The organism is Acidovorax sp. SUPP3434 (assembly GCF_030159015.1).
GTDB lineage: Bacteria > Pseudomonadota > Gammaproteobacteria > Burkholderiales > Burkholderiaceae_C > Paracidovorax.
Map to the genome: position 1 here is coordinate 182,376 of NZ_BQXL01000009.1, position 24,755 is coordinate 207,130.

Here is a 24,755-nt window from a genome sequence, read left to right on the forward strand (position 1 = left end):
CGTGCGGTGGCGCAGCGCGCTGCGCCACCGCTTTGTTCAGCCCCTGTCCAGGTCCGTTTCCATGAGTCTCAGAGACACCATTCGCCAGCGCCATGCCGGGCTGTCCCCCTCGCTGCAGCAGGCGGCCAAGTTCGTCATCGACCGTCCGAACGAGGTCGTGACCACCTCGATGCGCACCGTCGCCGCGCGCTCGGGCGTGCCGCCAGCCACCCTGGTGCGGTTCGCGCAGCAGCTGGGGTTCGAGGGCTGGCCTGCGCTCAAGGAGGCCCTGGCGCAGGACATGGGCCTGGGCAGCGAGCAATACGCCCCGCGGGCACGCCAGTTGGCCGGGCGTGCCAAGGACCAGTCGCTGGTGGGCGAGATGTTCGACGTGCACCGCCACAACCTGGAACAGACCGAGCGGCAGAGCGCCGTCTCGCTGCCGCGCGCCGCGCGGCTGCTGGAGCAGGCCCGCCATGTGCACGTGGCGGGCTTTCGCGCCTGCTTTCCCGTGGCGTTTTCTTTCGTCTATGTGTACCGGCTGTTCCGCCCCTCGGTCCATCTGGTGGACGGCCAGGGCGGCTCGCTGGAGATGCAGCTGCGCGCGCTGGCCAAGGGCGACGCGCTGGTGGTGGCCAGCTTCGCGCCGTACTCGCGCGAAGCGCTGCAGGCCGCCGAAGCGGCGCGCAGCGTGGGCGCGAAGGTGGTGGCGCTGACCGACAGCGAAGCCTCGCCGCTGTCGCTGCTGGCCCATGAGACGGTGCTGTTTGCCACGCAGAGCCCGTCGTTCTTTCCGTCGATCGCCGCCGCCACGGCGGTGGCGGAATCGCTGCTGGAACTGCTGGCCAGCCGCGCGGGCGCGCCGGGCATCGAGCGCATCGAGGCGGCCGAGCAGCACCTGGTGCGCTCGGGCGCCTACCTGCAGCCGGTTACCCTGCGCAAGCCGGGCGGTTGACCGCCGGCCCTGGGGCCCACGCTCCGCGGCTTCAGGCAGCCGTCGGGGCGGCTTGGGACGCGGCCGCTGGCGACGGCGAAAGAGCCTGCCGGCGCTGCGCCAGCCGGTTGGCCGCGCTCACCACCGCATGCACCGACGCCGTGACGATGTTGTGGTGCAGCCCCACGCCGAAGGTCGCGCCGGGCACGCCGTCGAGGGCCGCCTCCACGATGGCCAGGGCCTGTGCATCGGCGCCGGAGCCGGTCGCGCGCTCCTCGTAGCCGTGCACGCGCAGCGGCAGGCCCAGGGCGTCCACCGTGGCGTCGATCGGGCCGTTGCCCTGGCCCTGCAGGGTCTGGCGCGCGCCGTCGATGGTCACGTCCAGCTCGATGCCGCGGCCGTCGTCGGCCAGCCGGTGGGCATGGCAGACGATGGCGCCGGGCACGCCCGCGGGGGTTTCGAGGTAGGTGGCCTGGAACAGCGACCACAGCGTGGCGCCGGTCATCTCGGTCTCGCTGGCATCGGTCTGGCGCTGCACCACCGCGCTGAACTCCACCTGCATGCGGCGCGGCATGACCACGCCGCGCTCGCGCTCCAGCAGGAAGGCGATGCCGCCCTTGCCCGACTGGCTGTTGACGCGGATCACGCTGTCGTAGGTTCGGCCGAGGTCCGCCGGGTCGATGGGCAGGTAGGGCACCTGCCACAGGCCCTCGGGGTCGTGGGCGGCGAAGCCCTTCTTGATCGCGTCCTGGTGCGAGCCCGAGAACGAGGTGAACACCAGATCGCCCACGTGCGGGTGGCGCGGGTGCACGGGCAGCGCAGTGCATTCCTCGGCCACGCGCGCCACGGCGTTGATGTCGGAAAAGTCGAGCCCCGGATGCACGCCCTGCGTGTAGAGGTTGAGCGCTACCGTCACCACGTCGAGGTTGCCGCTGCGCTCGCCGTTGCCGAAGAGGCAGCCTTCAACGCGCTGGGCGCCGGCCATCATGGCCAGCTCGGCCGCCGCCACGCCGGTGCCGCGGTCGTTGTGCGGGTGCACCGAGAGCACGATGTGCTCGCGGGGGCTCAGGCGCCGGTGCATCCACTCGATCTGGTCGGCGAACACGTTGGGGGTGGCGTTTTCCACCGTGGTGGGCAGGTTGATGATGATCTCGCGACCCGGGCCCACGCACCAGGCGGCGATGGCGGTCTGGCAGGCTTCGAGCGAGACTTCCAGCTCGGTCGCGCTGAAGGTTTCGGGCGAATACTGCAGCGTCCAGCGGGTTTCGGGCTGGGCATCGGTCAGGCGCTTCAGGTGCGAGACGTGCTGGTCGATGAACGCCATCACCTGCGTCACGTTCATGCCGAACACCACGCGGCGCCACACGGGGGCGGTGGCGTTGTACAGGTGCACGATGGCGCGCGGCGCGCCGCGCACGGCTTCGACGGTGCGCTCGATGAGGTCGGCGCGCGACTGCGTCATGACCATCAGGGTCACGTCGTCGGGCACGAGGTTCTCGTCGATGAGGCGGCGCACGAAGTCGTAGTCGGTCTGCGATGCGGCAGGAAAGCCCACCTCGATTTCCTTGAAGCCGATGCGCACCAGCTCGTGGAACAACTTCATCTTGCGCTCGCCGTTCATCGGCTCGAACAGCGCCTGGTTGCCGTCGCGCAAATCAGTGGACAACCAGATGGGGGCGCGGGTGATGGTCTTGGAAGGCCAGGTGCGGTCGGCCAGCGCGATGGGGGCGATGGGCTGGTACTTGGTAGCGGGCTTGGAAATCATGAGAGGCTCCACGAACGGTGTGTGCCGTGCTGCAAGGCAGCGCTGGGGCACGGGTCGAATCAACGGTGAACGGTGAACGACATCCCCTGCAGCCCTCCACCATGGGTGGAGGCTGGTTCGCGGGCCGGGGTCAGGGGGAAATCGGTGTTGCGCTTTTAGGCAACGGTGATGGCGAACGCAGGCAGACCCCGGCCAGGCACTAGGCCTAGCGATAGTGGGGATAGCAGCAGATTGCGTTGCATAGCGGCAAATCCTAGCACAGGACGATCAAATCCCGTCCACAGGGGCCCAAACGCCACAAAAACTGATTAACAATAGGTCATACATTTCGCACGCTCTTGCATTTGCAGGGGCGTGCCGGTTCTTCTGCATCGGTTCGTCCAGGCGCGTTGGCGCCCTTCTCTGCTGTCTGTCCTCCACAGGAGCACGTTCCATGAAACGCCGTGTATTCACCACCCGCCTGGGCGCCTCGCTGGCCCTTCCCTGGATCGGCTCGGCCGCCCGCGCGGCCCCTCCGGTCATCGTCGGCATGGTGGCGCCGCTGACCGGAGGCAATGCCGCTGAAGTGGGCAAGCAGGTGGTGCTGGGGGTGGAAACCTACTTTGCCGAAGCGCAAAAGAGCCAGGCATTTCCCGGCCTGGAGGTGCGGCTCGTCGTGGAAGACGATGAATTCAAGCCCGAGAAGACGCTGGCCGGCGCCCGCAAGCTGCTGGCCATGAAGCCCGCCGCGCTGATCTCTTTCGCCACCAGCAACACCCAGGCGCTGATCGAGGCGAAGCTGCCGCAGGACAGCGGCGTGCCGCTGTTTCCCACGCGCTCGGGCTCGCAGGTCATCCGCGAGCCGGTGAACCCCTACGTCTTTCACGTGCGCGCCGGCTACAGCACGGAGCTGACCAAGCTGGTCGCGCAGATGGGCGACGCCATCGGCATGACCAAGTTCGCGGCGCTCTACCAGAACGACGCCTATGGCGAAAAGGGCCTGGAGGCGCTCACGGCGGCCCTGTCGCAGCGCAAGCTGGCACTGGTCGCCAAGGAGCCCTACGAGCGCACCTCGTCGGACATCCAGCCCGCTCTGGCCAAACTGCTCAAGGCCGATGCGCAGGTGATCGTGATGGTGGCGGGCCAAGCCGCGGGCAGCGCCTTCGTGAAGGCCTACCGCGCAGCCGGCGGGCATGCGCAGGTGGTCGGCATCTCCGACCTCGACCCCGTGAAGCTGGTGGATGCCGTGGGCGCGGAAAACGCCCGCGGCGTGGGCATGACGCAGGTGTTCCCGGCGCTCACCAACCAGTCGATTCCGGTGGTGCGCGAATTCCGCCAGGCCATGCAGGCAGCGCAGCAGAGCGCCAGCATCGCCTCGCTGGCGGCGTTCGAAGGCTTCCTCGTGGCCAAGACCATCGGCCAGGGAATCAAGGCCGTGCCGCGCAGCGGCAGCGGGGGCGTGGATGGCCGGGCGCTGGCCGAGACGCTGTCGCGCCTGCCGCGCATCGATCTGGGCGGCTACGAGGTGTCGTTCCTGAACAACCGGCGCGAAGGCAGCCTGTTCACGGAAATCGCCATCCTCGACAGCTTCGGGCGCGCGCGCTACTGACCAAAGCTGGGGCCTCTGAGCCCCAGGGCATCCCCGCGAAGCGGGGCCCGGAACGGTGCTAAACGCTCGCGGTGGCCTTCGCCAACGCTGCGCCGTGCTGCGCGAACCACTTGCCCAATGCGGGCCGTGCGCAGCGCTGCAGGCCCATGAGCAGGGCATGCGCGGGGTCGGCCACCCCCCAGCGGGTGCGCAGGTCGTGCTGGATGCGGCCCAGCAGCGCCGCGGCCATCTCCGCATCGGCCAGGGCCCGGTGGGCGCGTTCCGCCAGCGGCAGATCCAGGTGGCCGACGATGCTGCCGAGCTTGTGGCTGGGCGCCTCCGGGTAAAGGCGACGCGACAGCAGCACGGTGCACGCGAAGGCGTGGGGCGCCGGAAGGTCCGCGCACTGCAACTCGGCCGCCCAGAACTTGCTGTCGAACGATGCGTTGTGCGCCACCATGGGCGTGTCGCCCACGAAGCGCGCCGCCTCGCGCATGACCTGCGCCGCATCGGGTGCGGCGGCCACCATGGCGTTGGTGATGCCCGTCAGCTGCGTGATGAACGGCGGAATCCACGCGCCGGCGTTCATCAGGCTCTGAAAGCGGTCCACCACTTGGCCGTTGTCCAGCAGCACGATGGCCACTTCGGTTGCCCGCGCGCCCTGGCCGGGCGAGATGCCCGTGGTTTCGAAATCGATGACGGCGATGAGGGACATGGCGGGGCGGCAAAGGGGTCGGCGTGCGGAATGCCCGCATTTTCGGCGAAGTGCCCGGACCGGCCGGCGCGAAGGCGCCGCCACGGCCGCGCGGCAAGGACTCACTCCGCGTCGCCGTCCCCGCCGCGGGCCCGGCCCCGGTCCGACAGCGCCTGCGCCACGAAATCGACGAAGGCCCGCACCCGCGCCGCGGACTGGTGGCGCTGCGGGTACACGGCGTGGATGTCGGCATCGGGCGTGCTGTAGGCGGGCAGCACCGGCACCAGTTGCCCGCTGCGCAGGTGGCGCTCGATGTCCCACTCGGCCCGCATCAGGATGCCGTGCCCTTCCAGGGCCCAGCGCACGGCGATCTCGCCGTCGTTGGTGGTGAGGCTGCCGCGCGTCTTCACCGACTCGGTGACCGCATGGCGCCCGCGGCCGCGCGTGAGCCGCCACACGCCGTAGGCCTCCTCGCCCTGGCGGATGCCCAGGCAGTTGTGATGCACCAGGTCGTTGGGCACCTTCGGCGTGCCGTGGCGCGCCAGGTAGTCGGGCGATGCGCACAGCAGCCGCCGGTTGTGCGCCAGGTGCCTGGCGATCACGCGGGCCTCGGGCGGTGCACCGAATCGGATGCACACGTCGAACGCATCGTCGGTGAGCGCAGGCGGGTTCACGGACAGCTGCAGTTGCACCAGCACCTGCGGGTGCAGGCGCGCGAAGCGCGAGATGAGCGGCGCGATGTGGCGGCGCCCGAACCCCAGCGTGGCATTCACCCGCAGCAGGCCCTTCGGCGTCGCGCGCGACAGGCCCAGCAGCTCTTCCAGATCGTGGATCTCGCCCAGGATGCGGCGCGCGTGCGCCAGATACAGCTCGCCCTCGGGCGTGAGGCCCATGCGGCGGGTGGTGCGATTGACCAGCGGCACGCCCACGCGCGCTTCCATCAGCGCCAGGTGCTTGCTGACGGCCGGCGTGGTGATGCCCAACTCGCGCGCGGCCGCGCTCAGGCTGCCGCAACTGGCCAGCACCGAGAAAAACCCCAGGTCGGCCGGCTGGATGGCGGGAAGGGCGTGGGCGGCAGGCATGGGCAGGCGGCAGGAAAAAAACGGGGTGGGACGGGCCGCTGGATTGTTGAATCCAGGTGAACAATGGTTTCACTATAGCCCCGCGCCGAAAGACCGGCAGTACCTAGAGTGGCGTGGTCCCCAACGCTTTTCGACCGAACACCCATGACCACCTACGCCATCGCCACCATTCCCGGAGACGGGATCGGCAAGGAAGTGATTCCCGCCGGCCGCCAGGTCCTGCAGGCCCTGGCCGCCACCGACGACACGCTGCGCTTCGAGTTCGAAGACTTCGACTGGGGCGGCGACCACTACCGCGCGCACGGCGCCATGATGCCGGCCGACGGGCTGGACGCGCTGCGCGGCAAGGACGCGATCCTGTTCGGCTCGGCGGGCGATCCGCACATTCCCGACCACATCACCCTGTGGGGCCTGCGCCTGAAGATCTGCCAGGGCTTCGACCAGTACGCCAACGTGCGGCCCACGCGCATCCTGCCGGGCATCGACGGACCGCTCAAGCGCTGCACGCCCGAGCAGCTGGACTGGGTGATCGTGCGCGAGAACTCGGAGGGCGAATACTCCGGCGTGGGCGGCCGGGTGCACCAGGGCCACCCGATCGAGGCCGCCACCGACGTGTCGATCATGACGCGCGTGGGCGTGGAGCGCATCCTGCGCTACGCCTTCCAGCTCGCCCGGTCGCGTCCGCGCCGGCAGCTCACCGTGATCACCAAGAGCAACGCCCAGCGCCACGCGATGGTGATGTGGGACGAGATCGCGCTGGAGGTCTCGCGCGACTTTCCCGACGTGGCCTGGGACAAGGAACTGGTGGACGCCGCCACGGCCCGCATGGTGAACCGCCCGGCCACGCTGGACACCATCGTCGCCACCAACCTGCATGCCGACATCCTGAGCGACCTGGCCGCCGCGCTGGCGGGCAGCCTGGGCATCGCACCGACCGGCAACATCGACCCCGAGCGGCGCTATCCCTCGATGTTCGAGCCCATCCACGGGTCGGCCTTCGACATCATGGGCCAGGGCCTGGCGAACCCGGTGGGCACGTTCTGGTCGGCCGTGATGCTGCTCGAACACCTGGGCGAGGCGGACGCCGCCCGGCGCCTGATGCGGGCCATTGAACACGTCACCGCGGACCCGGCCCTGCACACGCGGGACCTGGGCGGCCAGGCCACCACGGCCCAGGTCACGCAGGCGGTGTGCGACCACCTGGCCGGCACCCGCCAGGTGCAGCGGCTGGCCGCCTGAGTTCCCTCTCTCATTCCTTCCTTCGCCCGACCGCGCCGCGGCGGGCCATCCCCCAGGCGCCGCAGAGCGCTCTCCCAGGAGACCAGCATGGCCCCGAAACTTTTCCCCGCGCGCCAGCGGCGGCAGGTGCTGCTGCACGCTTTCGCGGCCGCCCTCCCGGTGCTGGCCAGCGGCAGCGCCCTCGCCCAGGCCGCCTGGCCCACCAAGACCATCAGCCTGACGGTGCCCTTTCCCGCCGGCGGCACCACCGACGTGCTGGCGCGGGCGCTGGCTGACCGGCTGACGGTGTCGCTCGGCCAGCCCGTCATCGTGGAAAGCCGCCCGGGGGCCGGCGCCACCATCGGCGCCGACTACGTGGCCCGGTCCAAGCCCGACGGCTACACCCTGCTGATGGGCGCGGTGCACCACACCATCGCCACCAGCGTGTACAAGAAACTGCCCTACGACTTCCAGAAGGACCTGGCCCCCATCACCACGGTGGCGCTGGTGCCCAACGTGCTGGTCGTCCACGCCGACAACCCGGCCAGGACCGTGGCCGACCTGGTGGCACAGGCCAGGGCGCAGCCGGGCAAGCTGACCTTCGGCTCCAACGGCAACGGGACCGCGCAGCACCTGATCGGCACGCAGTTCCAGGGCCTCACCGGCACGTCGCTGGGCCACATTCCCTACAAGGGCAGCGGCCCGCTGGCCACCGACCTGCTGGGCGGCCAGATCACCATGTCGTTCGACACCATCACGCCCGTGCTGCCGCACATCAAGGCCGGCAAGCTGCGGGCGCTGGCGGTGTCCACCCTCCAGCGCTCCTCGGCCCTGCCCGAGGTGCCCACGCTGGACGAGGCGGGCCTGAAAGGCTTCGACCTGGGCACGTGGTTCGGCGTGCTCGCCCCGGCGGCCACGCCAAGGGACATCCTGGACCGGCTGAACGCCGAGATGGTGAAGGTGATCCAGTCGCCGGAGTTCCGCAAGCGCATGGCCGACATCGGCGCCGAGCCGGTGGGCAACACCCGCGAGCAGATGGCCCAGCAGATTCGCAGCGAAACCGAGCGCTTCGCCCGGCTGGTGGCGGACGCGAAGGTGGTGATCGACTGACGCCACCGCCGCGCCTCGCGCCCGATCAACCGGCGGCGCGGGGGTGCTCCAGGAAGAACCGCAGCATCTGCGCCGTCGCGTTCACCCCGCGCGGATCGGTGTAGCTGCCCCGCGCATCGCCCCCGGCCCAGGCATGGCCCGCGCCGTTCAGTTGCCAGTGCTCGGCCACCACCGCGCCCGGACCGCTGCCCGATGCAGCGCGATACACGGTGCGCGTGTAGCGCTGGCCGCCGGGGCTCTGGCCGGTTTCGGCCTCGGGCCGGGCACCAGGCGCGGACCGCAGCGCCGCGGCCAGCAGTTGCTCGCCATTGCGGGCGTGCACCGTCTCGTCGGCATCGCCGTGGAACACGATGAGCGGCGGGGCGCCGGCCCCGCCCTCGCGGGCGGGGGATGCCGGGCCGGGCGTGCCCTTGGCGCCGTTCTTCATGGCCGACAGCGCGCCCATCACGTTGTGCGCGGCGCCGGCCTGCAGGCCCGAATGCACGCCCACGGCCGCGAACAAGTCAGGGTATTCGCGCGCCAGCAGCGCGGCCATCGCCCCACCGGCGGACAGGCCGGCCACGTACACGCGGCGGGCATCCACGGGGTGGCGCGCCATCGCATCGCGCACCATGGCGACCAGCGTGGCGGGCTCACCGTGGCCGCGCTGCTGGTCCTGTGGACGGAACCAGTTCCAGCAGCCGTGCGCGTTGGCGCCCTGGGCCTGCGCGGGGTACAGCACGAGCGCGTTCGCGGGCGCGGCGGCCTCGTTCATGCCGGTGCCGAGGGCGAAGTCCTGCGGGTTCTGCGTGCAGCCGTGCAGCATGAGCACCAGCGGCATCGGCGTGCCCGCGGCCGCGCCGGGGGGCACGCTGAGGTAGTAGTGGTCCTGCGGCGCGCCGGCCGGGCCGGCGAAGGCCACCCGCGTGAAACTGCCAGGGGATTCGGCTCTCGCGTTGCGAGGCGATGGCGATGGCCGGTGCGCGTCCGGCGCCGGAGCGGCCGGCCGGTCGACGACCACCGCGTCTTCCACGTCGGGCGCGCCGAAGGGGGCCTTCCATGATGCGGCGGGGCTGCTGGGCGCCGCGCCGAAGCGCTCGCGCCAGGCGGCCACACGGCCGGCGGCAGCGCTCCCCGCCGCGGTGGCTGCGGCCGTGCCTTGGCCGGCCAGGGCCTGCTGGATGGCACGGGTGGCGTCGGCGAGCTGGCCGGTGCGCATCAGCGGGGTGACTTCGTTCAGAAGCTGCTTGACCTTCTTGTTCCAGTCCATGGGGAATCCTTTCGAAAAGCGGGCCACGGGGGCCCTGGCGTGCGGGGGCGGCACCGGGGCCCCCAGGGGCGCTGCGTGCCGCGTTCGTCTCGTCGTGTCTCTTGTCTCGCCGCCGCCTTCGAATCGGGCCGGTCTGCCATGGTGGTCCGGTCGCCAGCGCCGAAGGCGCGGGTCCGTCCCTTGTCGTCGTGTCCACCGGCGCGTGCCGGTGGGGTGTCAGCCGATGCGGCCAGCCAGCGCGGCCTTGACCGCCGCGCTGGCGTGCAGCGCCCCCAGCACATGGACCGAGGCGATGGTCGCCTGGGCCAATGCAGGGGGCACGTCGTCGTCGATAGTGCACAGGCCCAGCACGCGGATCTCCAGCGTCTGCCCTGCGGCCTGGACGGCCTCCAGTTCGGCCCGGCCGAACCGCTGCAGCCCGAGCACCAGCGTCTTGCGGGCCACCACCTGCCGCACCGCATCGGCCTGGGCGACCAGCTGGTTGCGGATCGCGGTGCGGATGAAGTCCGTGCGGTTCGAATAGAACCCCTCGGACACCAGCAGGTCGATGTGGCCCAGGTCCACGTACCCCAGGTTGATCGTCACCTTCTCCGAATCGGGAACCTTGTTGCTGCGCTCGAGTGCCGTCGTTGCCATAAAAACCTCGTTTTTCCATCCCATTGGATGGTAAATGGATGGTCTATGGAATCTTTCAAGGGCATCCGCGCAAAATAAAGGGGCCCGAAGGCCCCTGTCGTTGCCGGGGTGCAGCGGCTTCAGCCAGCGCCGCGCCCGCCCCCGCTGCCTGCCGATCCCTGGCGCGACTGCACCTGGTTGCCGCTGCCGATGTGGGCATCACGGTCGTGCCGGCTTTCCGGCGTGCGCTGGGCTTCGTTCTTTTGGGTGGGCTCCTGGTTGCCTTGGCGGTTGTGGTCGTTTTCCACTTTGCCCTTGCCGGGCTCCTGCTTGTCGTTGGCCATGGTGTGTCTCCTTGCGAACGGGGGAATGAAACGATGGGATCGATGGAGGGAGCGAAAAGGCCCGCGCTCCTCAGGACAGCGACAGTTCCTTGTGCTCGCCCATGTCCTTGGGCGGGTTGCCCGTGACGGCCGCCTTGGCCATCTTGAACAGCTGGGTCATCTTGCTTTCCTTGACGTCCCAGTACTCGGCGTGGCTGATGTGGATGGCCAGCAGCACGAGATTGGGGTCGTTCACGCCGTCCGGAAACCAGGCCTTCGCCATGGGCGACCACAGCGCCTCTTTCTTGGCGATGTCTTCGATGAAGCCGGCCGCGCCGGACAGCGAAACGTAGCTGTCCTTCTCGGGGTTGGAGTAGGTCACGTTGACCTGGCTGTCCGAGCGCAGGCGTTCGAACAGTTCGCCGTTGCGCGGGATGAAGAAGAACAGCTGCGACTGTTCGTCGATGTCCTTGTTCTGCGTGGTCAGCGGGTGGGCATGCAGCATGCCGCTGGCGGCGCGGTGCGTGAGCATGCCGAAGCGGATGTCCTTGATCAGCCGCCACAGCGTGGCGTGGGGGGAGGTGGTGTCGTCGTTGCTCATGGGTGTCTCCGGCAAGCAGGGAAGGAGGCCGAACGCCGCGCGCACAGGGCGCGCGGTGCGGGAGGGAGGTCCCAATGTAGGGGGGCCCTGCTGCGCCCACGGTCGGCTCGCGGCCCGGGGCCCTGTGGGGCATGTCCGACATCTCCGCGCGGGCCGGGCTCAGGCCGCCGGGCGCCGCTCCAGCGCAAACGGCGGCAACCCCTTCAGCAGCCGCTGCCCATAAGACGTGCGCACCAGCCGCTTGTCGTAGCAGTACACGTGGGCGCGGTCTTCCTCCGTGCGGATCGCGCGGCCCACCCACTGCGCCAGGCGGATGGCCGTGGCCGGCACCACCAGTTCGCTGAACGGGTCGCGCCCCGCCGCCCGCAGCCATTCGGCGCGCGACTCGCCCACCGGGTCGTCGGGCGGGGCGAACGGCAGCTTGGTGATGAACAGCGATTCGCACAGCGCGCCCGGCAGGTCCAGCCCCTCGCCGAACGACTGCATGCCGAAGATGATGGACGGCTCGCCGCTTGCCACGCGCTCGCGGTGGCGCGCCAGCAGCTGGGTGCGGGGCAGCGCGGTCTGCACCAGCACGCTGCCGCGCATGGCGGTGGGCAGCGCATCGACGGCCTGGCGCATCTGGTCGCGCGAGGTGAAGAGCACCAGCGCGCCGGACTCGACCATGGCCAGGTCGGTCAGCAGCGCATCCACCATCTCGGCGGTGAAGGCCTGGGCCTCGCGCGGGTCGGCCACGGTCTCGGTGGCGATCAGCGTGCCCTGCAGCGCGTAGTCGAAGGGGCTGGGCACCTCCAGGGTGGTGACGGTCTCGTCGCCGAACAGCCCCGCCTCGCGCAGGAAGAAGTCGAACTGCCCGCAGCTCGTCAGCGTGGCCGAGGTGAGCACCGCCCCGCGCACGGCCGACCACAGGTGGTGGCGCAGCGTGTTGCCCGGCAGGATGGGGCTGGCGTGCGCCTTCACGACGATGAAGTCGCCCTCCACCTCCAGCGTGAACCATTTGGCGGCGGGCACGGCGCCCTCGGGTGCGTCCTGCAGCAGCAGTTGCGCGGTGGCGTGCACGCCCTCCAGCCGGGGCGCGAGCGCGCCGACCTGGGCATAGAGCGTGGACAGGCGCCGCGCCTCGTCGGGCTTGTCGCGGATCTCGGCGCGCAGGGCCTTGGCGATGGCGCGCAGCGCGTTCAGAAAGCCCTCGGCGTGGTGCGCCATCTGGCCCAGCGGCTCCACCAGCGCCTCCGGCAGCACGCCGCCGGCCACGCGGGCCCGGGTGGGCATGCCGGGCGCCTGCGGGCGGGCGCGGCCGCCCCAGGCCGGCCTGGGGGCGCGCAACTGCTCGCCATACACGTCCATCACCAGCCGGGCCACGTCCTGCAGCGCGGCGCGCAGGCGCGCGGAATGGTTGGGGATGTCGGCGATCTCCTCCACCTCGACCAGCGCGCCGATGCGCAGCGCGCGGCTGGCCAGGCGGTCGATCCAGGTCAGGCGGGACAGGTCGGCCTCGCACGCGAACTGGTCGAGCGCGGTCGCGGGCAGGTGGTGCGCCTCGTCCAGCACCAGCAGGCAGTTGTCCAGCTCGGGCAGTAGCCGCGCGCCCAGCGAGGACAGCAGCAGGTCGTGGTTGGCCACGATGACCTGCGCGGCCACCAGCGCCTTGCGCCGGTCGTAGTAGGTGCACTGGCTGAAGGCCGGGCAGTGCTTGCCGGTGCAGGAGCTGGCCTCGGCCGCCACGGGGCTCCACACCTCGGACTCGGGCGGCACCTCCAGGCTGTCGCGGTCGCCGTCCCAGGCGCCCTTGGCGAGCACGTCGGCCATGGTGGCGTAGAACTTCATGCGCGCCTCGGTCTCCTGGCGTGGTCGGGCGGCGCGGGTGGCGGCCTCTTCCTCGGCGAAGAGGTCTTCCTCCTCCGGCGAATGGGCCTCGCCCGTGCCGGCGAGCCGCTCCAGCTTGAGCTTGCACACATAGCGCCCGCGGCCCTTGGCCAGGGCGAACTTGAAGGGCTGCTCCATGCGCGCGGCCAGGGCCGGGAGGTCCTTGTTGACGAGCTGCTCCTGCAGCGCCACCGTGGCCGTGGAGATCAGCACCCGCGTGCCGCGCGAGATCGCCATGGCGATGGCCGGCACGCTGTAGGCCAGCGACTTGCCGACCCCCGTGCCCGCCTGCACGACAGCGATGGAGCGCGTGGGCGGCGGCGCCTCGCCGTCGGGCCCCTCCTCCACCTTGCCCAGCTGCGCCACGCTGAAGGTGTGCGCCACCTGCTCGGCCATGCGCCGCTGGCCGGCGCGGCTGCGGAACCCCTCGGTGGCGCCCACCACCGCATCGAAAGACTGCAGGGCCTGCGCGGCCCATTCCTGTTGAGACATACAGTAGTGTGGCATGCCCGGGCCGGCCCCGGAAACGGTTCGGGTTCTCGGCAGGGCACGGCGCGCGGTCGCTAAACTCCCGGGGCGTCCCTTCGTTCCCCACCCCTCCAACCGACCGAACGAGACCCCCATGGCAGAACACCTGGCCTCCATCACCTGGCAGCGCGGCAGCGACGCCTTCCTGGACCGGCGCTACCACCGCGCCCACCAATGGCTGTTCGACGGCGGGGCCACCGTCGCCGCGTCGTCCTCGCCGCACGTCGTGCCCCTGCCCTACTCCGACGCAGCCGCGGTGGACCCGGAGGAGGCCTTCGTCGCGGCGCTGTCGAGCTGCCACATGCTGTGGTTCCTGGACCTGGCCTGCCGCGACGGCTGGCGCGTGGACCACTACCGCGACGACGCCGTGGGCACGATGGCGCCGGACGACCAGGGCCGCCCCGTGGTTGCCCACGTGCAGCTGCGCCCCGTCACCCGCTTCGACCCCGCCCACGCGCCCAGCCAGGAGGCGCTGGAGGCGCTGCACCACCGGGCGCACGCGGCGTGCTTTCTCGCCAACTCGGTCCGCACGCGCATCGACTGCGCGCCCGTGCTGGAAACGGCGGACGCGGCCTGACGGGCTTCGATCCGCCGTCGATTGCGCTCGGGGCCGGCACCACCGCAGCGGGCGGCCGGGCGCCACAGCATCATCCGGTTGCTATTCAATTAATAGCAATACGCCCTAGTATTGATTGCGCCAGCGGCCTGAAAGGCTTCAAATCGCCCCCGCCGTCGCCGGCTGTGCGCACCCGCCTACAGACGCCACCGGAGGGCTTTCCTAGCATCGAGGCCATGCCTTTCCGGCACAGCCACACGACAGGAGCCCCCCGATGTCCACCCCCCGCGATTCCCTTTCCGACACCCCGGTGCCCGAGCGCAAGGAGCGCCGCGTCGACACCACGCAGTCGCACCCCGCCCCCGACGCCGACAGCAAGAACCCCGACGGCCCCGAACCCCGCCTGCCGCACGAGCGCGACCAGGCGGTAGAGATGACCGGCGGCGAGCCATCCGAAGAGATGCAGCAGGCCTACAAGGACGTGCAGCGCGGCCTGCAGGACACCGACCGCGGCAAGCCAGCCCACGAGGCCTACCAGAAGCAAAAGCGCTGAGCGGACGGCGGCGGGAGCCGCGCACGCGCCCCGCCGCCGCCGCAGCCCCCTCGCCCGCCCCCGTCGTCACTCCAGCATTTCCACCCGCAGCCGCAACGGCGCCTGCACGCACAGGCCCGGCACCTCGCGCAGTTGCTCCAGCACCGCCTGCACCTGCGCATCGACGGCCTCGTGCGTGAGCGCCAGCACCTGGTCCACGGCCGCATCGCCCTGGGCCGCCGCAACGGCATGCACCCCCAGCGATTGCACCGCGACTCCGGCGCGCGCCAGATGCTCCAACACCACCCCGATGGCGTCCGCCCGCCCCGCCGCCACCGGCACGCGCAGGTAATGCCGCGTGCGCACATCCCCGATGGGTTTCACGAACCGGTCCTGCTGCGCATGCGGATGGAACGCCAGGTGCGGCACGCGGTGCGCGGCGCTGCCGTCGGCCGCCAGGCGCGACACGTCCACCAGATCGGCCACCACAGCCGACGCGGTGGGCTCGGACCCTGCGCCCGCGCCGTAGTACATCGTCACGCCACAGGCGTCGCCCTTGACCAGCACCGCGTTCATCGACCCGTCCACCTGCGCCAGCAGGTGCCGTGCAGGTACCAGGGCGGGGTGCACACGCAGCTCCACGCCCTGGTCTTCGCCCTCGCCCGCCTCCAGATTCCGGCGCGCCATGCCCAGCAGCTTGATGCGAAAGCCCAGCGCTTCGGCACACGCCACGTCGATCGCCTGCAGCCCGCGGATGCCCTCCACGTGTGCCCGCTCGAAGCGCACCGGCATGCCGAACGCATTGGCGGCCAGCAGCGTGGCCTTGTGCGCGGCGTCCACGCCGTCCACGTCGAACGACGGGTCGGCCTCGGCATAGCCCAGCGCCTGCGCCTGGCCGAGCGCCGCCGCGAAGTCCAGCCCCTCGTCGCGCATCTGGGTCAGGATGAAATTGGTGGTGCCGTTGATGATGCCGGCCACCCACTCGATGCGGTTGGCCGTGAGGCCCTCACGCAGCGCCTTGACGATGGGGATGCTCACCGCCACCGCGCCCTCGTAGGCCACCGCCACGCCCCGCTGCTGCGCCGCCGCGAAGATCTCGTTGCCGTGCACCGCCAGCAGCGCCTTGTTGGCCGTCACCACGTGCTTGCCGTGGGCGATGGCCGCCAGCACCCAATCGCGCGCCGGGCCGGTGCCGCCAGCGGCCTCCACCACCACGTCCACGCCGGGGTGGGTCGCCACGCGCAGCGGGTCTTCCGTCAGCTCCACGCCCTCGGCGCCGTCCAGCACGGTGGCGGCCCGCGCCAGGTTGCGCGCCGCCACGGCCACGATCTCGATGCCCCGGCCCGCGCGCCCCGCAATCGCGGCCTGGTTGCGGCGCAGCACCCGCCAGGTGCCGGCGCCCACCGTGCCGATGCCGATCATGCCCACGCGCAGCGGACGCTGCATGGGGATGGGCGCGCGGGCCTCGCCAGGGCCGGCGGACCAGGGACTCAGGTGGGGGTCGTTGAACATGCTCACTCTCTCCAGAAACGGGCCACAAAACGGCCAACAAAAAACCCAGCTGCCAGGCTGGGTTCGTTCGGGGAGGGAATGACACCAGGTGGCCGCCGGGACGGCCACCCTGCACCAAGGCTAGGTCGCCGCGGTGGTAATGGTGGTAATGGTGGTAATCATTCGTGCGTTCATCCGGGCCCGCGCGGTGGCGGGCGGCACCGCGGCGCGACCCAGGCGGGCAACGCGAGCGACGGTGGCAAAGGAAGAACGGCACGACATGGGCGGCAAGTGTACAGGACGCGATGCACGCCCCACAACCAACGCCCCGATGCTATTTAATTGATAGCACAATGCCCTAGTATCGATTGCACTGGAGGCCATTTCGGCTCCAATGCGCGGCGCCTGCCCTCAGGCCTGGAGCGTGGCGGTCAGCGTGATCTCGGGCACGCTCGCCAGTGCCTTGGACAGCGGGCAGTTCGCCTTGGCCTCGGCGGCGATCTTTTGGAACTGCGCCTCGTCCAAGCCTGGCACCTTGGCCGTCAGCGTGAGGGCGATGCGGTCGATCTTGAAGCCCTCGCCCTCCTTGGCCAGCCGCACCTTGGCGGTGGTGTCGAGGGTCTCGGTGGAAATGCCGGCCTTCTCGCAGGCGAACGCGAAGGCCATCGTGAAGCAGGCCGCGTGCGCCGCGCCCACGATCTCCTCCGGATTGGTGCCCTTGCGGTCGTCCCCGAAACGGCTGCCGAAGCCATAGGGGTGCTGCTTGAGCGCGCCGGTCTCGGTGCTGATCTGGCCCTGGCCGGTCTTGCCAGCGCCTTCCCAATGGACGGATGCGGATTTTTCGGACATGCGGTGCTCCTTGTGCGGTGAACAACAAAACAAACAAGACGCGATCACAACATGCATGGAACCGATCGCGGGTGGGTCCAGCGCCCCGACGCCTGACGCGATTTGTCCTACAGGCCCCGCTGGCAGCCCTCAGCCGGTGCGCACCATGCCGATCGCATCGAACGGACAGCGCACCGCACACAGCGCGCACCCCGTGCAGGCCGGCGCATCGTGCAGCACCGACTGCTTGCGCCCCCACGGCTGCGGGCCCGGCACCTGCAGCGACAGGACATGCGGCGGGCACACGGCCACGCACCAGCCGCAGCCGGTGCAACGGGCGGGATCGATGCGGGGCAGGGCCTTGCGCGGGGCGTTCATCGCAAAACGAAGAAGAAAAGAAAACGGAGAAGAAGCGGAAGGGACGTTCGGGATCTTGCCGCTTCCTACCGTGCAGGCACAAGCAGGTAGCCCCCTTCGAATCGGGGAGACTGGGCATCCACGCGCACGCAGGTCCTCGGCCGACCCTGGTGAGTGCACTGCGCGACCTCCAGGCCCGCGCCCGCCTTTCTGAGCCGATCCATGTCGGCCAACAGCATCTGCCGCTCGGCGCGCAGTGCCTTCAGCTCTCTTTCGGTCGGAGACAGGTAGGCCATCGCCGCCGCGATCAGGACCACCACGGCCAGTGCCCCCGTGCAGGCATACGCCAGCATCTTCCACTGCAGCTTTTCCTGCGCCGCTGCGAAGGTCTTCGTGGCCTCGGCGGCCGCCGCGTTCGCCTGGGCCTAGGTGGCGGTCATCTTCGCTGCGGCTTTTTCCGCGGCCGGCTCGAGCACCGTTTCGATGGCGGCGCCCACCGTCACAGGCAGCCGGTCGCTGGCCCGTTTCATCGCGTCCGAGGCCTGGCGCGACTGGACCACGGAGGCATCGGCCTTTTGCTGCAGCACCGCCGCCTGCTGCATCAGCGACTGCAGCATGTCGGACAGCTGGTGGATGCGCTCCACGCTGCGTTGTGCATCGTTCATCACAGAGACAGGCCTTTCCCCTGGGGTTTGTGCTCCAGGGCGCGCTCCTGCGCGATGCTGGCGCTCCGCTCGTCCGCCTGCTGCCGGTGGACCTGCAACTCCTGGCGCAGCTCCCGGATGCTTTCGAGCGCGATGTAGTGCAGCGTCCCGTCCTGGCCCACGGACACCAGCAGCCCCGATGAGGACGTGCCCGACTTGCCGGAGAAAGCGGCCACCGCGTCCAGATAGCGCTGGATGAGGGCATCGGGAAACTCCTCGGCCTGCGCCTTTCCCACCGTCTCCGCCAGCGATTGCGTGAATGCTTGAAAGTCGAGTGGAGGGCTCTGGCCCCCGGCGAAGTCCAGGTAGGGGCAGACCCGGGTGCGCCAGTCCAAGGGCCCCTTGGAGGACTCCACGTACCAATGGATGGCGCGAGACACCTGCTGCAGCGCCGGCTCGTTTTCAAGCGACAGCTTGAGGGTGTCGAGCTTGTCCGACTCCTTGTCGCTGTCGTTGGACGCCCGCTTGAACTCGATCAGCCGGACGACGCCTGGATAGCGGAGCAGCACATCCCCCAAGGGACCGTCGAGTGGCGTCTGCTGGAGCAGGTTCACCACCCCCGGCAACGGCTTGTCCGGAAACCGCCGCCCGATCACGAGCCCCAGGCTGTAGAGGAAATTGCCGATCAGGATGTTTTCGTAGGGGTCTTTCATTTCGTCTACCTCCCTGTGTTTTTTGGTGATTGAGTCGAGCTGGACTTTAACGAACGAAACGGGCGTGCCCGACAACGCTTCGAGCAGTGCAAACGCCCTGCTGGACGTTTCCGATAATGGTTCACCACGTGGCTCCAGTGCTGCGTCGCAACGGACGGGTTCAAGCCAACAAGCAAATGAGAAGCCATGGACAAGAGAACCGGTGTGAGAGCGACATCAGCGACAAAGGCATCATCGTCACCCGCTTCACCGAGCAGCGCTTGGCCGAAGCGCTGTTGCAAGGAGGGACCTGAGCATGTCATGGGTGAGTGAAGCCACCGGTGTATGGGGACTGCTGAGCAAAGGCTGGGATTGGTGGCGTGGCCGGCGTGACCCGGTCCGACACTCGGCCCAGCGGCTGATCCGCGCCTTTGAGGCGCATGGAGTGGCGCGGCAGCAGATCATCCGCCTGGTGCCCGCCGCCATCGCCCAGGCCCCGCCGGCGCTGAGCATGGCCGATTGCTCGTCGCCCGACCAGCTCAAGTTGAAGCTATCCCCAGCACTGCTGGGTTGGGCAGCCGATCACCTGAACCTGCGCCGCGACTGGCTGGACGTTCGAAAGGATGTGCCACCGCATCGGGTGGTGGACTATTACAAGCACCGTAGCGCATACGCAACTCGTGGAAAAAGTACGAGAACGGGCTCATGATGCGTTGGTTCTGAGCGTGAACCCTTTTCGACGCAACTGGAAATTGCTCTAAATCAATATGTTATGGATCGCATTGCAACCCAGATCACATCGCCATTGCCGCTGCTGAACAATCGATCATCTGGCACCTTTCAGACCTATGACCTTTGACGCCATATAGACGCGTCGTTGGCCCGCCTCGTCGTACGTAGCCTCTGGCCAAGAGGGGGGCAGGTCAGATCCACAAGATGACAGTAAGATGATTGAATGGCTCGCCCAGCAGTGGAACGAGCGGCATTTTCCGAACAAAACGGAGGAGGTTGTGTCAGATCCCACTCGTCCCTTTTTCGTGGTGTACGTGGCCTGGCATCCCGGGTTTACCGATGGCGGCTCGATCGCGGAGGCAATCAGGGGCCACTTCCGTCGCGAGCTCTATGAAAACGTCGCCGGCGGCACGGGTTTGAGCGTCGTCTTTCGTTCACTTCCGCCACCAGGCGACTCTATACCGTTGGATATTGACTTTGACGAGGCACATGCCACTGCTATCGTCATCTTGACAGACGGTACGCTTGCCGCAGCCCCCCAATGGGTCGCATATGCGCGCGCTCTCGGGGAGCGCGCTGAAGCAACCGGATTGCATGTACGAACGTTTCCTGTCGCTATACACCAGACAGTTCTCGCGCCGCTCAACATGACTGAGCAGGCACTGCGGTGGGATCAGTGGAACGGTGACTTGCAGACGCGCACCAAACGACTTTTAAGCGAGCTAACGTACGAGTACTGCCGCATGCTGCGACATTTCTTGGCGCGCCTGCAGCGTCCGGACGAAGATGAAGCCGCTCTCGAAGCGTACCTCCGCAAAGTTCAGATCTTCATTAGTCACTCGAAACATGACGATGCCGGCGAGCGAGTCGCCAGGCTGATTCGTGATCGCCTTCAGGACGGCCATGGGCTCGCCAGCTTCTTCGATGTACACGATATTCCAGCTGGGCTGCGCTTTCATAAGGTGCTGCTTTTACAGGTCCGGGTAAGTGCAATGGTCGCGATTCACACCGACACCTATTCGTCAAGAGAGTGGTGCCGCAAAGAAGTCATCGAGGCGAAGCGCCACAACGTTCCTCTCGTCGTAGCAAACTGCATCAGCGACTTGGATGAGCGCGGTTTCCCATACATGGGCAACGTTCCGGTCGTCCGCCTTGACCTAGATGGGCAAGATCGGATCAATGTCGTGATCGCGCGCCTGCTCGACGAGGTGCTCAAGGACTTCCTATGGCGGTGTCGAATCGCACTCTCAGCTGAAACAGCGGACCCCGCAGTCATCTTCATTCCTAGGCCACCGGAATTGATTACCTTGGCCGCACTACCGCCCGAAGCCGACATACCCGCTCCGATCATCGTGTACCCCGATCCTCCATTGAGCACGGAGGAGGAACGCCTTTTCGCCGAGATTGCCCCACGCGTCCAACTCCGCAGCCTGACGGAATGGCTCTCAGGAGCTGTGCGATGAGCTACCAAGAAGTTCTGCGAAATCATGTGATTGTCGTTTCAATATCGGAAAGTCCTGATATGGGCTACCTTGGACTGAGCGAAAGACACCTGCAGGATGCGATGGCAGAAATTGCCCGGCATCTTCTGGCACTAGGTGCACGCCTCAGCTATGGCGGCGATCTTCGCGCAGGGGGCTTCAGCGAGCTTTTATTTGAACTCGTACAGCGACACAGACGAGACGTAGAAGAAGACTCGCCGGTGGGCATCAAGAACTTTTTGGCGTGGCCCGTGCATCTGCGAATGCCATTCGCAGAGATTGATCGGGCCGCTGTCGAGTTGAAAGGCATCGCTGACCTGGTCTGCCTTGATGAAAACGGCACATGCATGTCTCTGGAGACTCGCCGACAAATTCAGGAACGAGAACCGTCTGCCGCGGAGTGGGACGACGGCCTAACTGCAATGCGACGCGCTGTCCGCGCTGAAAGCCATGCTCACATCGTTTTGGGAGGGCGCGTTGACAACTTCAAAGGCTCAATGCCTGGCATCGCTGAAGAGTCCATCCTCTCGCTCGAATCAAACAGCCCCCTGTTCGTGCTGGGTGGATTCGGTGGATGTTCACGGGACATCGCCGAGACACTCGGTTTAGCCGATCCATGGGCCCCCTTGAACCGGGCTTGGCGCGAACGCGCAACCTTCGCAAAATTCAGACCTAATAGCTTGAACAATGGCCTGACTGAAGCCGAGAACCGAATCTTGGCTAAGACACCTCACATCGACCAAGCGATTATCCTAATATTAAAGGGCCTTGTTGGTCTTGACATCTAGATACAAATTGAGTTATGGTTTCTCCACGTCCACGATGGCGTAAGGGAGATTGCATGGCAAAAGACATAAAAAACGTCTTCATTTCTCACATACATGAAGACGATGCAGGTCTCGGGAAGCTCAAGTCACTTCTCGATAAGAATGGCCTGACTATCCGTGATTCGTCAATTAATTCTTCTAATCCGAATAATGCGAAAAATCACGATTACATCAAGTCGTCGATTCTTGCTCCCCAGATCGACTGGGCTGGAACTTTAATCGTTTACATTTCTCATAATACAAAGAAAAGCGAATGGGTTAACTGGGAAATTGAGTACGCTGCCAAAACCGATAAAAGAATCATTGGTGTCTGGGAACATGGCACAAAGGATTGCGAACTTCCATCAGCTTTGAAAGAATATGCTGATGCGGTCGTTGGATGGCATGGCAATTCGATTATCGATGCTATCAACGGTAAAGATAGTTGGGAGAACCCCGACGGAGGGGCCTGTGACCCCCTCCCCATCAAACGCCATCGCTGCTGAGGTGGCTCTTGAAACTACATTCTTACGTAGTCCGCTACGACAGCGGGTTCGCACCTAACCCTTTCTACGGCTATTGCACGCTTGCAACCTGTAAACCGCCTATCCGTAAAAGCGCAGTTATTGGAGATTGGGTTGTCGGTTGCGGCAGTAACGATAAAAGCGTACGCCGTGGGGGGCATATTGTCTACGCAATGCGAGTAACCGAGACACTAGACTTTCGAGTCTATGCCGCGGACCCACGTTTTCAGCAGAAAATTCCTTATCGACGAGGAAGCAGAAAGCAGAGTTGCGGAGATAATATTTATTACCGCAACTCTGCTGACACCGAATGGCTTCAGCGCGATTCTTTCCATAGCAGAGAAGACGGTAGCATTAATCACGATCATATTGCGCGTGATACCGGCGTTGATCGTGTCTTAGTCAGCGATGATTTTATCTATTTTGGTGGCTATGGACCGAAATTCCCAGACAGTCTAAGAGATTATCATGGTCTGGATGTGTGTAAATCTGGAAGAGGTTCTTCTTCTTTCTCTGACCCAGAACTTATTACCCAATTTATTCACTGGATTAGATCACTACACGCCTCTGGATATCAATCAGCACCATTCGAATGGAGGATGCTTCGTGGCTAAAGATGCCGACTGCCCGAGCGGCTCCATAACACTCACGAAATACGCGACTGATGTATTCCCTACCGATGTACTACCTCCCGAAGATATCAATCGTGCACTGATGGGCCTTTACGGAGAAGTTGGCGGAATCATGACTTCGGCCAAAAAGCACGTCAGAGAACGCAGCGCATACCCTGGCTTTAGACGAGCAGCAGAAGAGGAGTTTGGCGATACCCTATGGTACTTCAATGCTGTATGCAGACGCGTCAATGCCTCATTGGAGGAAATCTTCGCAGAGGCCGCGAAAGGATCACTATTCACAAATACTTGCGCAGCTAGTGATGCTGCACCTGGCGCCGTAGCACATATCGCTACGTTTACCGAGGCCAGTCCTATTGACGATTCTCTATTTCGTTTGGGTTTCTGCGCCGCCGAACTTTTGAGATTACCCCAAACGCCGCATAACGATCGTATAATAAAGCTCGTTGAATTTGCTCGCACCTATCTCCAAGCGCTGCACTCCTCCAACATAGTATTCGCAGATGTTGTAAAGAGAAATATTCTAAAAGCACGTGGAGCCTTCTTGGAACCGAACCCTGTCGAGCTTCCGATTTTCGATAGCGAGTTTGACGAAGAGGAATGCTTGCCTTCTGATTTCAGAATACGAATTAGCCAAGGAAAGGCTGATAGAAGTTATCTCAGGTGGAATAATGTATTTATAGGAGATCCCTTAACAGACAATATTAGCGATCCCGATGGTTATCGTTTTCACGATGTTTTTCATTTAGCGTATGCAGCAATACTGCATTGGTCCCCAGTTTTTCGAGCTCTAATAAAACAAAAACGAAAAAGTAAAGCACGTTTTGATGAAGAGCAGGACAGCGGACGCGCAATTGTGGTTGAGGAAGGGCTGACCGCATGGATATTCATGAAAGCCAAAGAGCTCAACTATTTCGAAGGCCAAACGAAAGTTTCTTTCGATATACTGAAAATCATTGAAGATTTCACATCTGGATATGAGGTTTCTCAATGCCCTCTGAAACTTTGGGAGCGCGCCATACTTGATGGCTATGTAGTTTTCCGCCAGATTCGGGATGCCAAAGGTGGCTGGGTTATTGGAAATCGCGCAGCGAGAAAAATTTCATTTGAACCATTATGACTGAAGTGAAGCTCCACTCATTTGTAAAACGAGTTGCTGCCCAGCAATTCGAGAACTGCTTCAATCCATACGCCGACAGGTGCCCAGTTCACGATTTCATCGATGCCCCTGCAAAAAGAGCTAAAACACTTTCACGTTTGGTCGAGCGGGCAGAAGCTTCCGAAGTAGATGCTATATGGATTGGCCGAGATCTCGGCTACCGTGGTGGTCGCCGCACTGGGCTGGCACTTACCGACGACATTCACATAGCCGAGCATCTTGCACGCTGGGGGCTGACGGCCAAGCGACCTACCGTGGGAGAAGCTGTCGCCGAACGAACGGCTGCGGTTATCTGGCAGATGCTGAGCCAGATGCAGTCGAATGTTTTCTTGTGGAACGTCTTCCCGCTCCATCCACACGAACCTGGCAACCCATTCAGCAACCGCCAACACAACGCCGCCGAGCGGCGGTTTGGAGAAGATGCCCTTGCTGCTCTCATTGAGCTTTTGAATCCCAAGCGGATTGTTTGTATCGGCAATGACGCCTACAACTCGCTTGGCCGTCTCCGGGGCTCGATTCCGACCATAGCGGTTCGACATCCTAGCTACGGTGGCCAAACACAGTTCGTTGCACAGATCAGTGAGCTTTATGAGATAGAGCCTCAGTCCCGCAACCAGCGGGCACTCTTTTAGCCACTAGAAACTCTAATAACGCGCCTACGGGCCTGACCCGTCCTGGAATAGGTTGACACCTATGCGGGACTGAACCCTAGCCGTAATTGGCTTGCAAGAGACGCCCGGTGCACCGCATCGGGCGTTTTGTATTCTAGGGACAGGTGGGGCCGCTGCTC

At 65.9% G+C, this 24,755-nt stretch carries 28 protein-coding genes; 14 read left to right on the forward strand and 14 right to left on the reverse strand.

Annotation, left to right across the window (positions count from 1 at the left end; all coding sequences use genetic code 11):
- The first annotated feature begins 61 nt into the window (after nt 1-61).
- Complete coding sequence (locus tag AVKW3434_RS15485) at nt 62-934, forward strand: MurR/RpiR family transcriptional regulator (RefSeq protein ID WP_272566430.1); 873 nt, start codon at nt 62-64, stop codon at nt 932-934.
- Between the two features lie 31 nt (nt 935-965).
- Here the strand turns inward: AVKW3434_RS15485 and leuA are convergent, their stop codons facing one another.
- Complete coding sequence (gene leuA, locus AVKW3434_RS15490; protein ID WP_284406557.1) at nt 966-2,678, reverse strand: 2-isopropylmalate synthase; 1,713 nt, start codon at nt 2,676-2,678, stop codon at nt 966-968.
- A gap of 433 nt (nt 2,679-3,111) precedes the next feature.
- On the opposite strand from leuA, the gene AVKW3434_RS15495 reads away from it, so the two are divergent.
- Nucleotides 3,112-4,266, forward strand: coding sequence for an ABC transporter substrate-binding protein (locus AVKW3434_RS15495; RefSeq protein WP_284406558.1), 1,155 nt, complete (start codon nt 3,112-3,114; stop codon nt 4,264-4,266).
- 58 nt (nt 4,267-4,324) lie between these two features.
- Here the strand turns inward: AVKW3434_RS15495 and AVKW3434_RS15500 are convergent, their stop codons facing one another.
- Entirely contained in the window at nt 4,325-4,960 is a 636-nt protein-coding gene (locus AVKW3434_RS15500) for a 3'-5' exonuclease (protein WP_284406559.1), read from the reverse strand.
- A gap of 101 nt (nt 4,961-5,061) precedes the next feature.
- Nucleotides 5,062-6,021, reverse strand: coding sequence for a LysR family transcriptional regulator (locus AVKW3434_RS15505; protein ID WP_284406560.1), 960 nt, complete (start codon nt 6,019-6,021; stop codon nt 5,062-5,064).
- A 144-nt stretch (nt 6,022-6,165) separates the two neighbouring features.
- On the opposite strand from AVKW3434_RS15505, the gene AVKW3434_RS15510 reads away from it, so the two are divergent.
- Entirely contained in the window at nt 6,166-7,260 is a 1,095-nt protein-coding gene (locus tag AVKW3434_RS15510) for a tartrate dehydrogenase (protein WP_284406561.1), read from the forward strand.
- Between the two features lie 87 nt (nt 7,261-7,347).
- Nucleotides 7,348-8,349 (forward strand): Bug family tripartite tricarboxylate transporter substrate binding protein, encoded by a 1,002-nt coding sequence (locus AVKW3434_RS15515; protein WP_284406562.1) that lies wholly within the window; start codon nt 7,348-7,350, stop codon nt 8,347-8,349.
- Nucleotides 8,350-8,374: 25 nt separating this feature from the next.
- Here the strand turns inward: AVKW3434_RS15515 and AVKW3434_RS15520 are convergent, their stop codons facing one another.
- The 5 genes from AVKW3434_RS15520 to dinG form a co-directional block, all read right to left on the reverse strand.
- Entirely contained in the window at nt 8,375-9,598 is a 1,224-nt protein-coding gene (locus AVKW3434_RS15520) for an extracellular catalytic domain type 1 short-chain-length polyhydroxyalkanoate depolymerase (RefSeq protein ID WP_284406564.1), read from the reverse strand.
- 216 nt (nt 9,599-9,814) lie between these two features.
- Entirely contained in the window at nt 9,815-10,234 is a 420-nt protein-coding gene (locus AVKW3434_RS15525) for a ribbon-helix-helix domain-containing protein (RefSeq protein ID WP_284406565.1), read from the reverse strand.
- Nucleotides 10,235-10,353: 119 nt separating this feature from the next.
- A complete protein-coding gene (locus AVKW3434_RS15530; protein ID WP_284406566.1) occupies nt 10,354-10,557 on the reverse strand; it encodes a hypothetical protein in 204 nt (67 codons plus the stop codon).
- 70 nt (nt 10,558-10,627) lie between these two features.
- On the reverse strand, nt 10,628-11,137 hold the full coding sequence (locus tag AVKW3434_RS15535) for a pyridoxamine 5'-phosphate oxidase family protein (protein ID WP_284406567.1): 510 nt from the start codon (nt 11,135-11,137) through the stop codon (nt 10,628-10,630).
- Nucleotides 11,138-11,296: 159 nt separating this feature from the next.
- Entirely contained in the window at nt 11,297-13,495 is a 2,199-nt protein-coding gene (dinG, locus tag AVKW3434_RS15540) for an ATP-dependent DNA helicase DinG (protein WP_284406568.1), read from the reverse strand.
- A gap of 130 nt (nt 13,496-13,625) precedes the next feature.
- On the opposite strand from dinG, the gene AVKW3434_RS15545 reads away from it, so the two are divergent.
- Together AVKW3434_RS15545 and AVKW3434_RS15550 are read left to right on the forward strand one after the other, a co-directional pair.
- Nucleotides 13,626-14,108 carry an OsmC family protein gene (locus tag AVKW3434_RS15545; RefSeq protein ID WP_284406569.1) on the forward strand — a complete coding sequence of 161 codons (483 nt, stop codon included), beginning with the start codon at nt 13,626-13,628 and terminating at the stop codon, nt 14,106-14,108.
- 253 nt (nt 14,109-14,361) lie between these two features.
- Nucleotides 14,362-14,640 (forward strand): hypothetical protein, encoded by a 279-nt coding sequence (locus AVKW3434_RS15550; RefSeq protein ID WP_284406570.1) that lies wholly within the window; start codon nt 14,362-14,364, stop codon nt 14,638-14,640.
- 66 nt (nt 14,641-14,706) lie between these two features.
- On the opposite strand, the gene AVKW3434_RS15555 is transcribed toward AVKW3434_RS15550, so the two are convergent.
- The 6 genes from AVKW3434_RS15555 to AVKW3434_RS15580 form a co-directional block, all read right to left on the reverse strand.
- A complete protein-coding gene (locus tag AVKW3434_RS15555) occupies nt 14,707-16,131 on the reverse strand; it encodes a homoserine dehydrogenase (RefSeq protein ID WP_502869098.1) in 1,425 nt (474 codons plus the stop codon).
- 390 nt (nt 16,132-16,521) lie between these two features.
- Nucleotides 16,522-16,959, reverse strand: coding sequence for an OsmC family protein (locus AVKW3434_RS15560; protein ID WP_272566412.1), 438 nt, complete (start codon nt 16,957-16,959; stop codon nt 16,522-16,524).
- A gap of 129 nt (nt 16,960-17,088) precedes the next feature.
- Entirely contained in the window at nt 17,089-17,316 is a 228-nt protein-coding gene (locus AVKW3434_RS15565; protein WP_272566411.1) for an ATP-binding protein, read from the reverse strand.
- A 65-nt stretch (nt 17,317-17,381) separates the two neighbouring features.
- Nucleotides 17,382-17,648, reverse strand: coding sequence for a hypothetical protein (locus AVKW3434_RS15570; protein WP_284406571.1), 267 nt, complete (start codon nt 17,646-17,648; stop codon nt 17,382-17,384).
- Nucleotides 17,649-17,720: 72 nt separating this feature from the next.
- Nucleotides 17,721-17,960 carry a hypothetical protein gene (locus tag AVKW3434_RS15575; RefSeq protein ID WP_284406572.1) on the reverse strand — a complete coding sequence of 80 codons (240 nt, stop codon included), beginning with the start codon at nt 17,958-17,960 and terminating at the stop codon, nt 17,721-17,723.
- Nucleotides 17,960-18,652: a hypothetical protein gene (locus AVKW3434_RS15580; RefSeq protein ID WP_284406573.1), complete on the reverse strand. Its 693-nt coding sequence runs from the start codon at nt 18,650-18,652 to the stop codon at nt 17,960-17,962. The genes AVKW3434_RS15575 and AVKW3434_RS15580 overlap by 1 nt, the downstream gene beginning before the upstream one ends.
- A 137-nt stretch (nt 18,653-18,789) precedes the next feature.
- On the opposite strand from AVKW3434_RS15580, the gene AVKW3434_RS15585 reads away from it, so the two are divergent.
- The 8 genes from AVKW3434_RS15585 to AVKW3434_RS15620 all read left to right on the forward strand — a co-directional run bounded on the left by AVKW3434_RS15585 (nt 18,790) and on the right by AVKW3434_RS15620 (nt 24,597).
- On the forward strand, nt 18,790-18,945 hold the full coding sequence (locus AVKW3434_RS15585; RefSeq protein ID WP_284406574.1) for a hypothetical protein: 156 nt from the start codon (nt 18,790-18,792) through the stop codon (nt 18,943-18,945).
- 2 nt (nt 18,946-18,947) lie between these two features.
- Nucleotides 18,948-19,340, forward strand: coding sequence for a hypothetical protein (locus tag AVKW3434_RS15590; RefSeq protein ID WP_284406575.1), 393 nt, complete (start codon nt 18,948-18,950; stop codon nt 19,338-19,340).
- A 238-nt stretch (nt 19,341-19,578) separates the two neighbouring features.
- The gene (locus AVKW3434_RS15595; RefSeq protein ID WP_284406576.1) at nt 19,579-20,826 is read left to right on the forward strand and encodes a toll/interleukin-1 receptor domain-containing protein; all 1,248 of its coding nucleotides are present in this window, start codon (nt 19,579-19,581) and stop codon (nt 20,824-20,826) included.
- Nucleotides 20,823-21,632 (forward strand): hypothetical protein, encoded by an 810-nt coding sequence (locus AVKW3434_RS15600; RefSeq protein ID WP_284406577.1) that lies wholly within the window; start codon nt 20,823-20,825, stop codon nt 21,630-21,632. The genes AVKW3434_RS15595 and AVKW3434_RS15600 overlap by 4 nt, the downstream gene beginning before the upstream one ends.
- 53 nt (nt 21,633-21,685) lie before the next feature.
- Nucleotides 21,686-22,156 carry a TIR domain-containing protein gene (locus tag AVKW3434_RS15605; protein WP_284406578.1) on the forward strand — a complete coding sequence of 157 codons (471 nt, stop codon included), beginning with the start codon at nt 21,686-21,688 and terminating at the stop codon, nt 22,154-22,156.
- An 8-nt stretch (nt 22,157-22,164) separates the two neighbouring features.
- The gene (locus AVKW3434_RS15610; protein ID WP_284406579.1) at nt 22,165-22,788 is read left to right on the forward strand and encodes an Nmad2 family putative nucleotide modification protein; all 624 of its coding nucleotides are present in this window, start codon (nt 22,165-22,167) and stop codon (nt 22,786-22,788) included.
- Nucleotides 22,781-23,926: a nucleoside triphosphate pyrophosphohydrolase family protein gene (locus AVKW3434_RS15615; protein ID WP_284406580.1), complete on the forward strand. Its 1,146-nt coding sequence runs from the start codon at nt 22,781-22,783 to the stop codon at nt 23,924-23,926. The genes AVKW3434_RS15610 and AVKW3434_RS15615 overlap by 8 nt, the downstream gene beginning before the upstream one ends.
- On the forward strand, nt 23,923-24,597 hold the full coding sequence (locus AVKW3434_RS15620; protein ID WP_284406581.1) for a uracil-DNA glycosylase: 675 nt from the start codon (nt 23,923-23,925) through the stop codon (nt 24,595-24,597). Before AVKW3434_RS15615 ends, AVKW3434_RS15620 begins: the two co-directional genes overlap by 4 nt.
- Nucleotides 24,598-24,755: the final 158 nt, after the last annotated feature.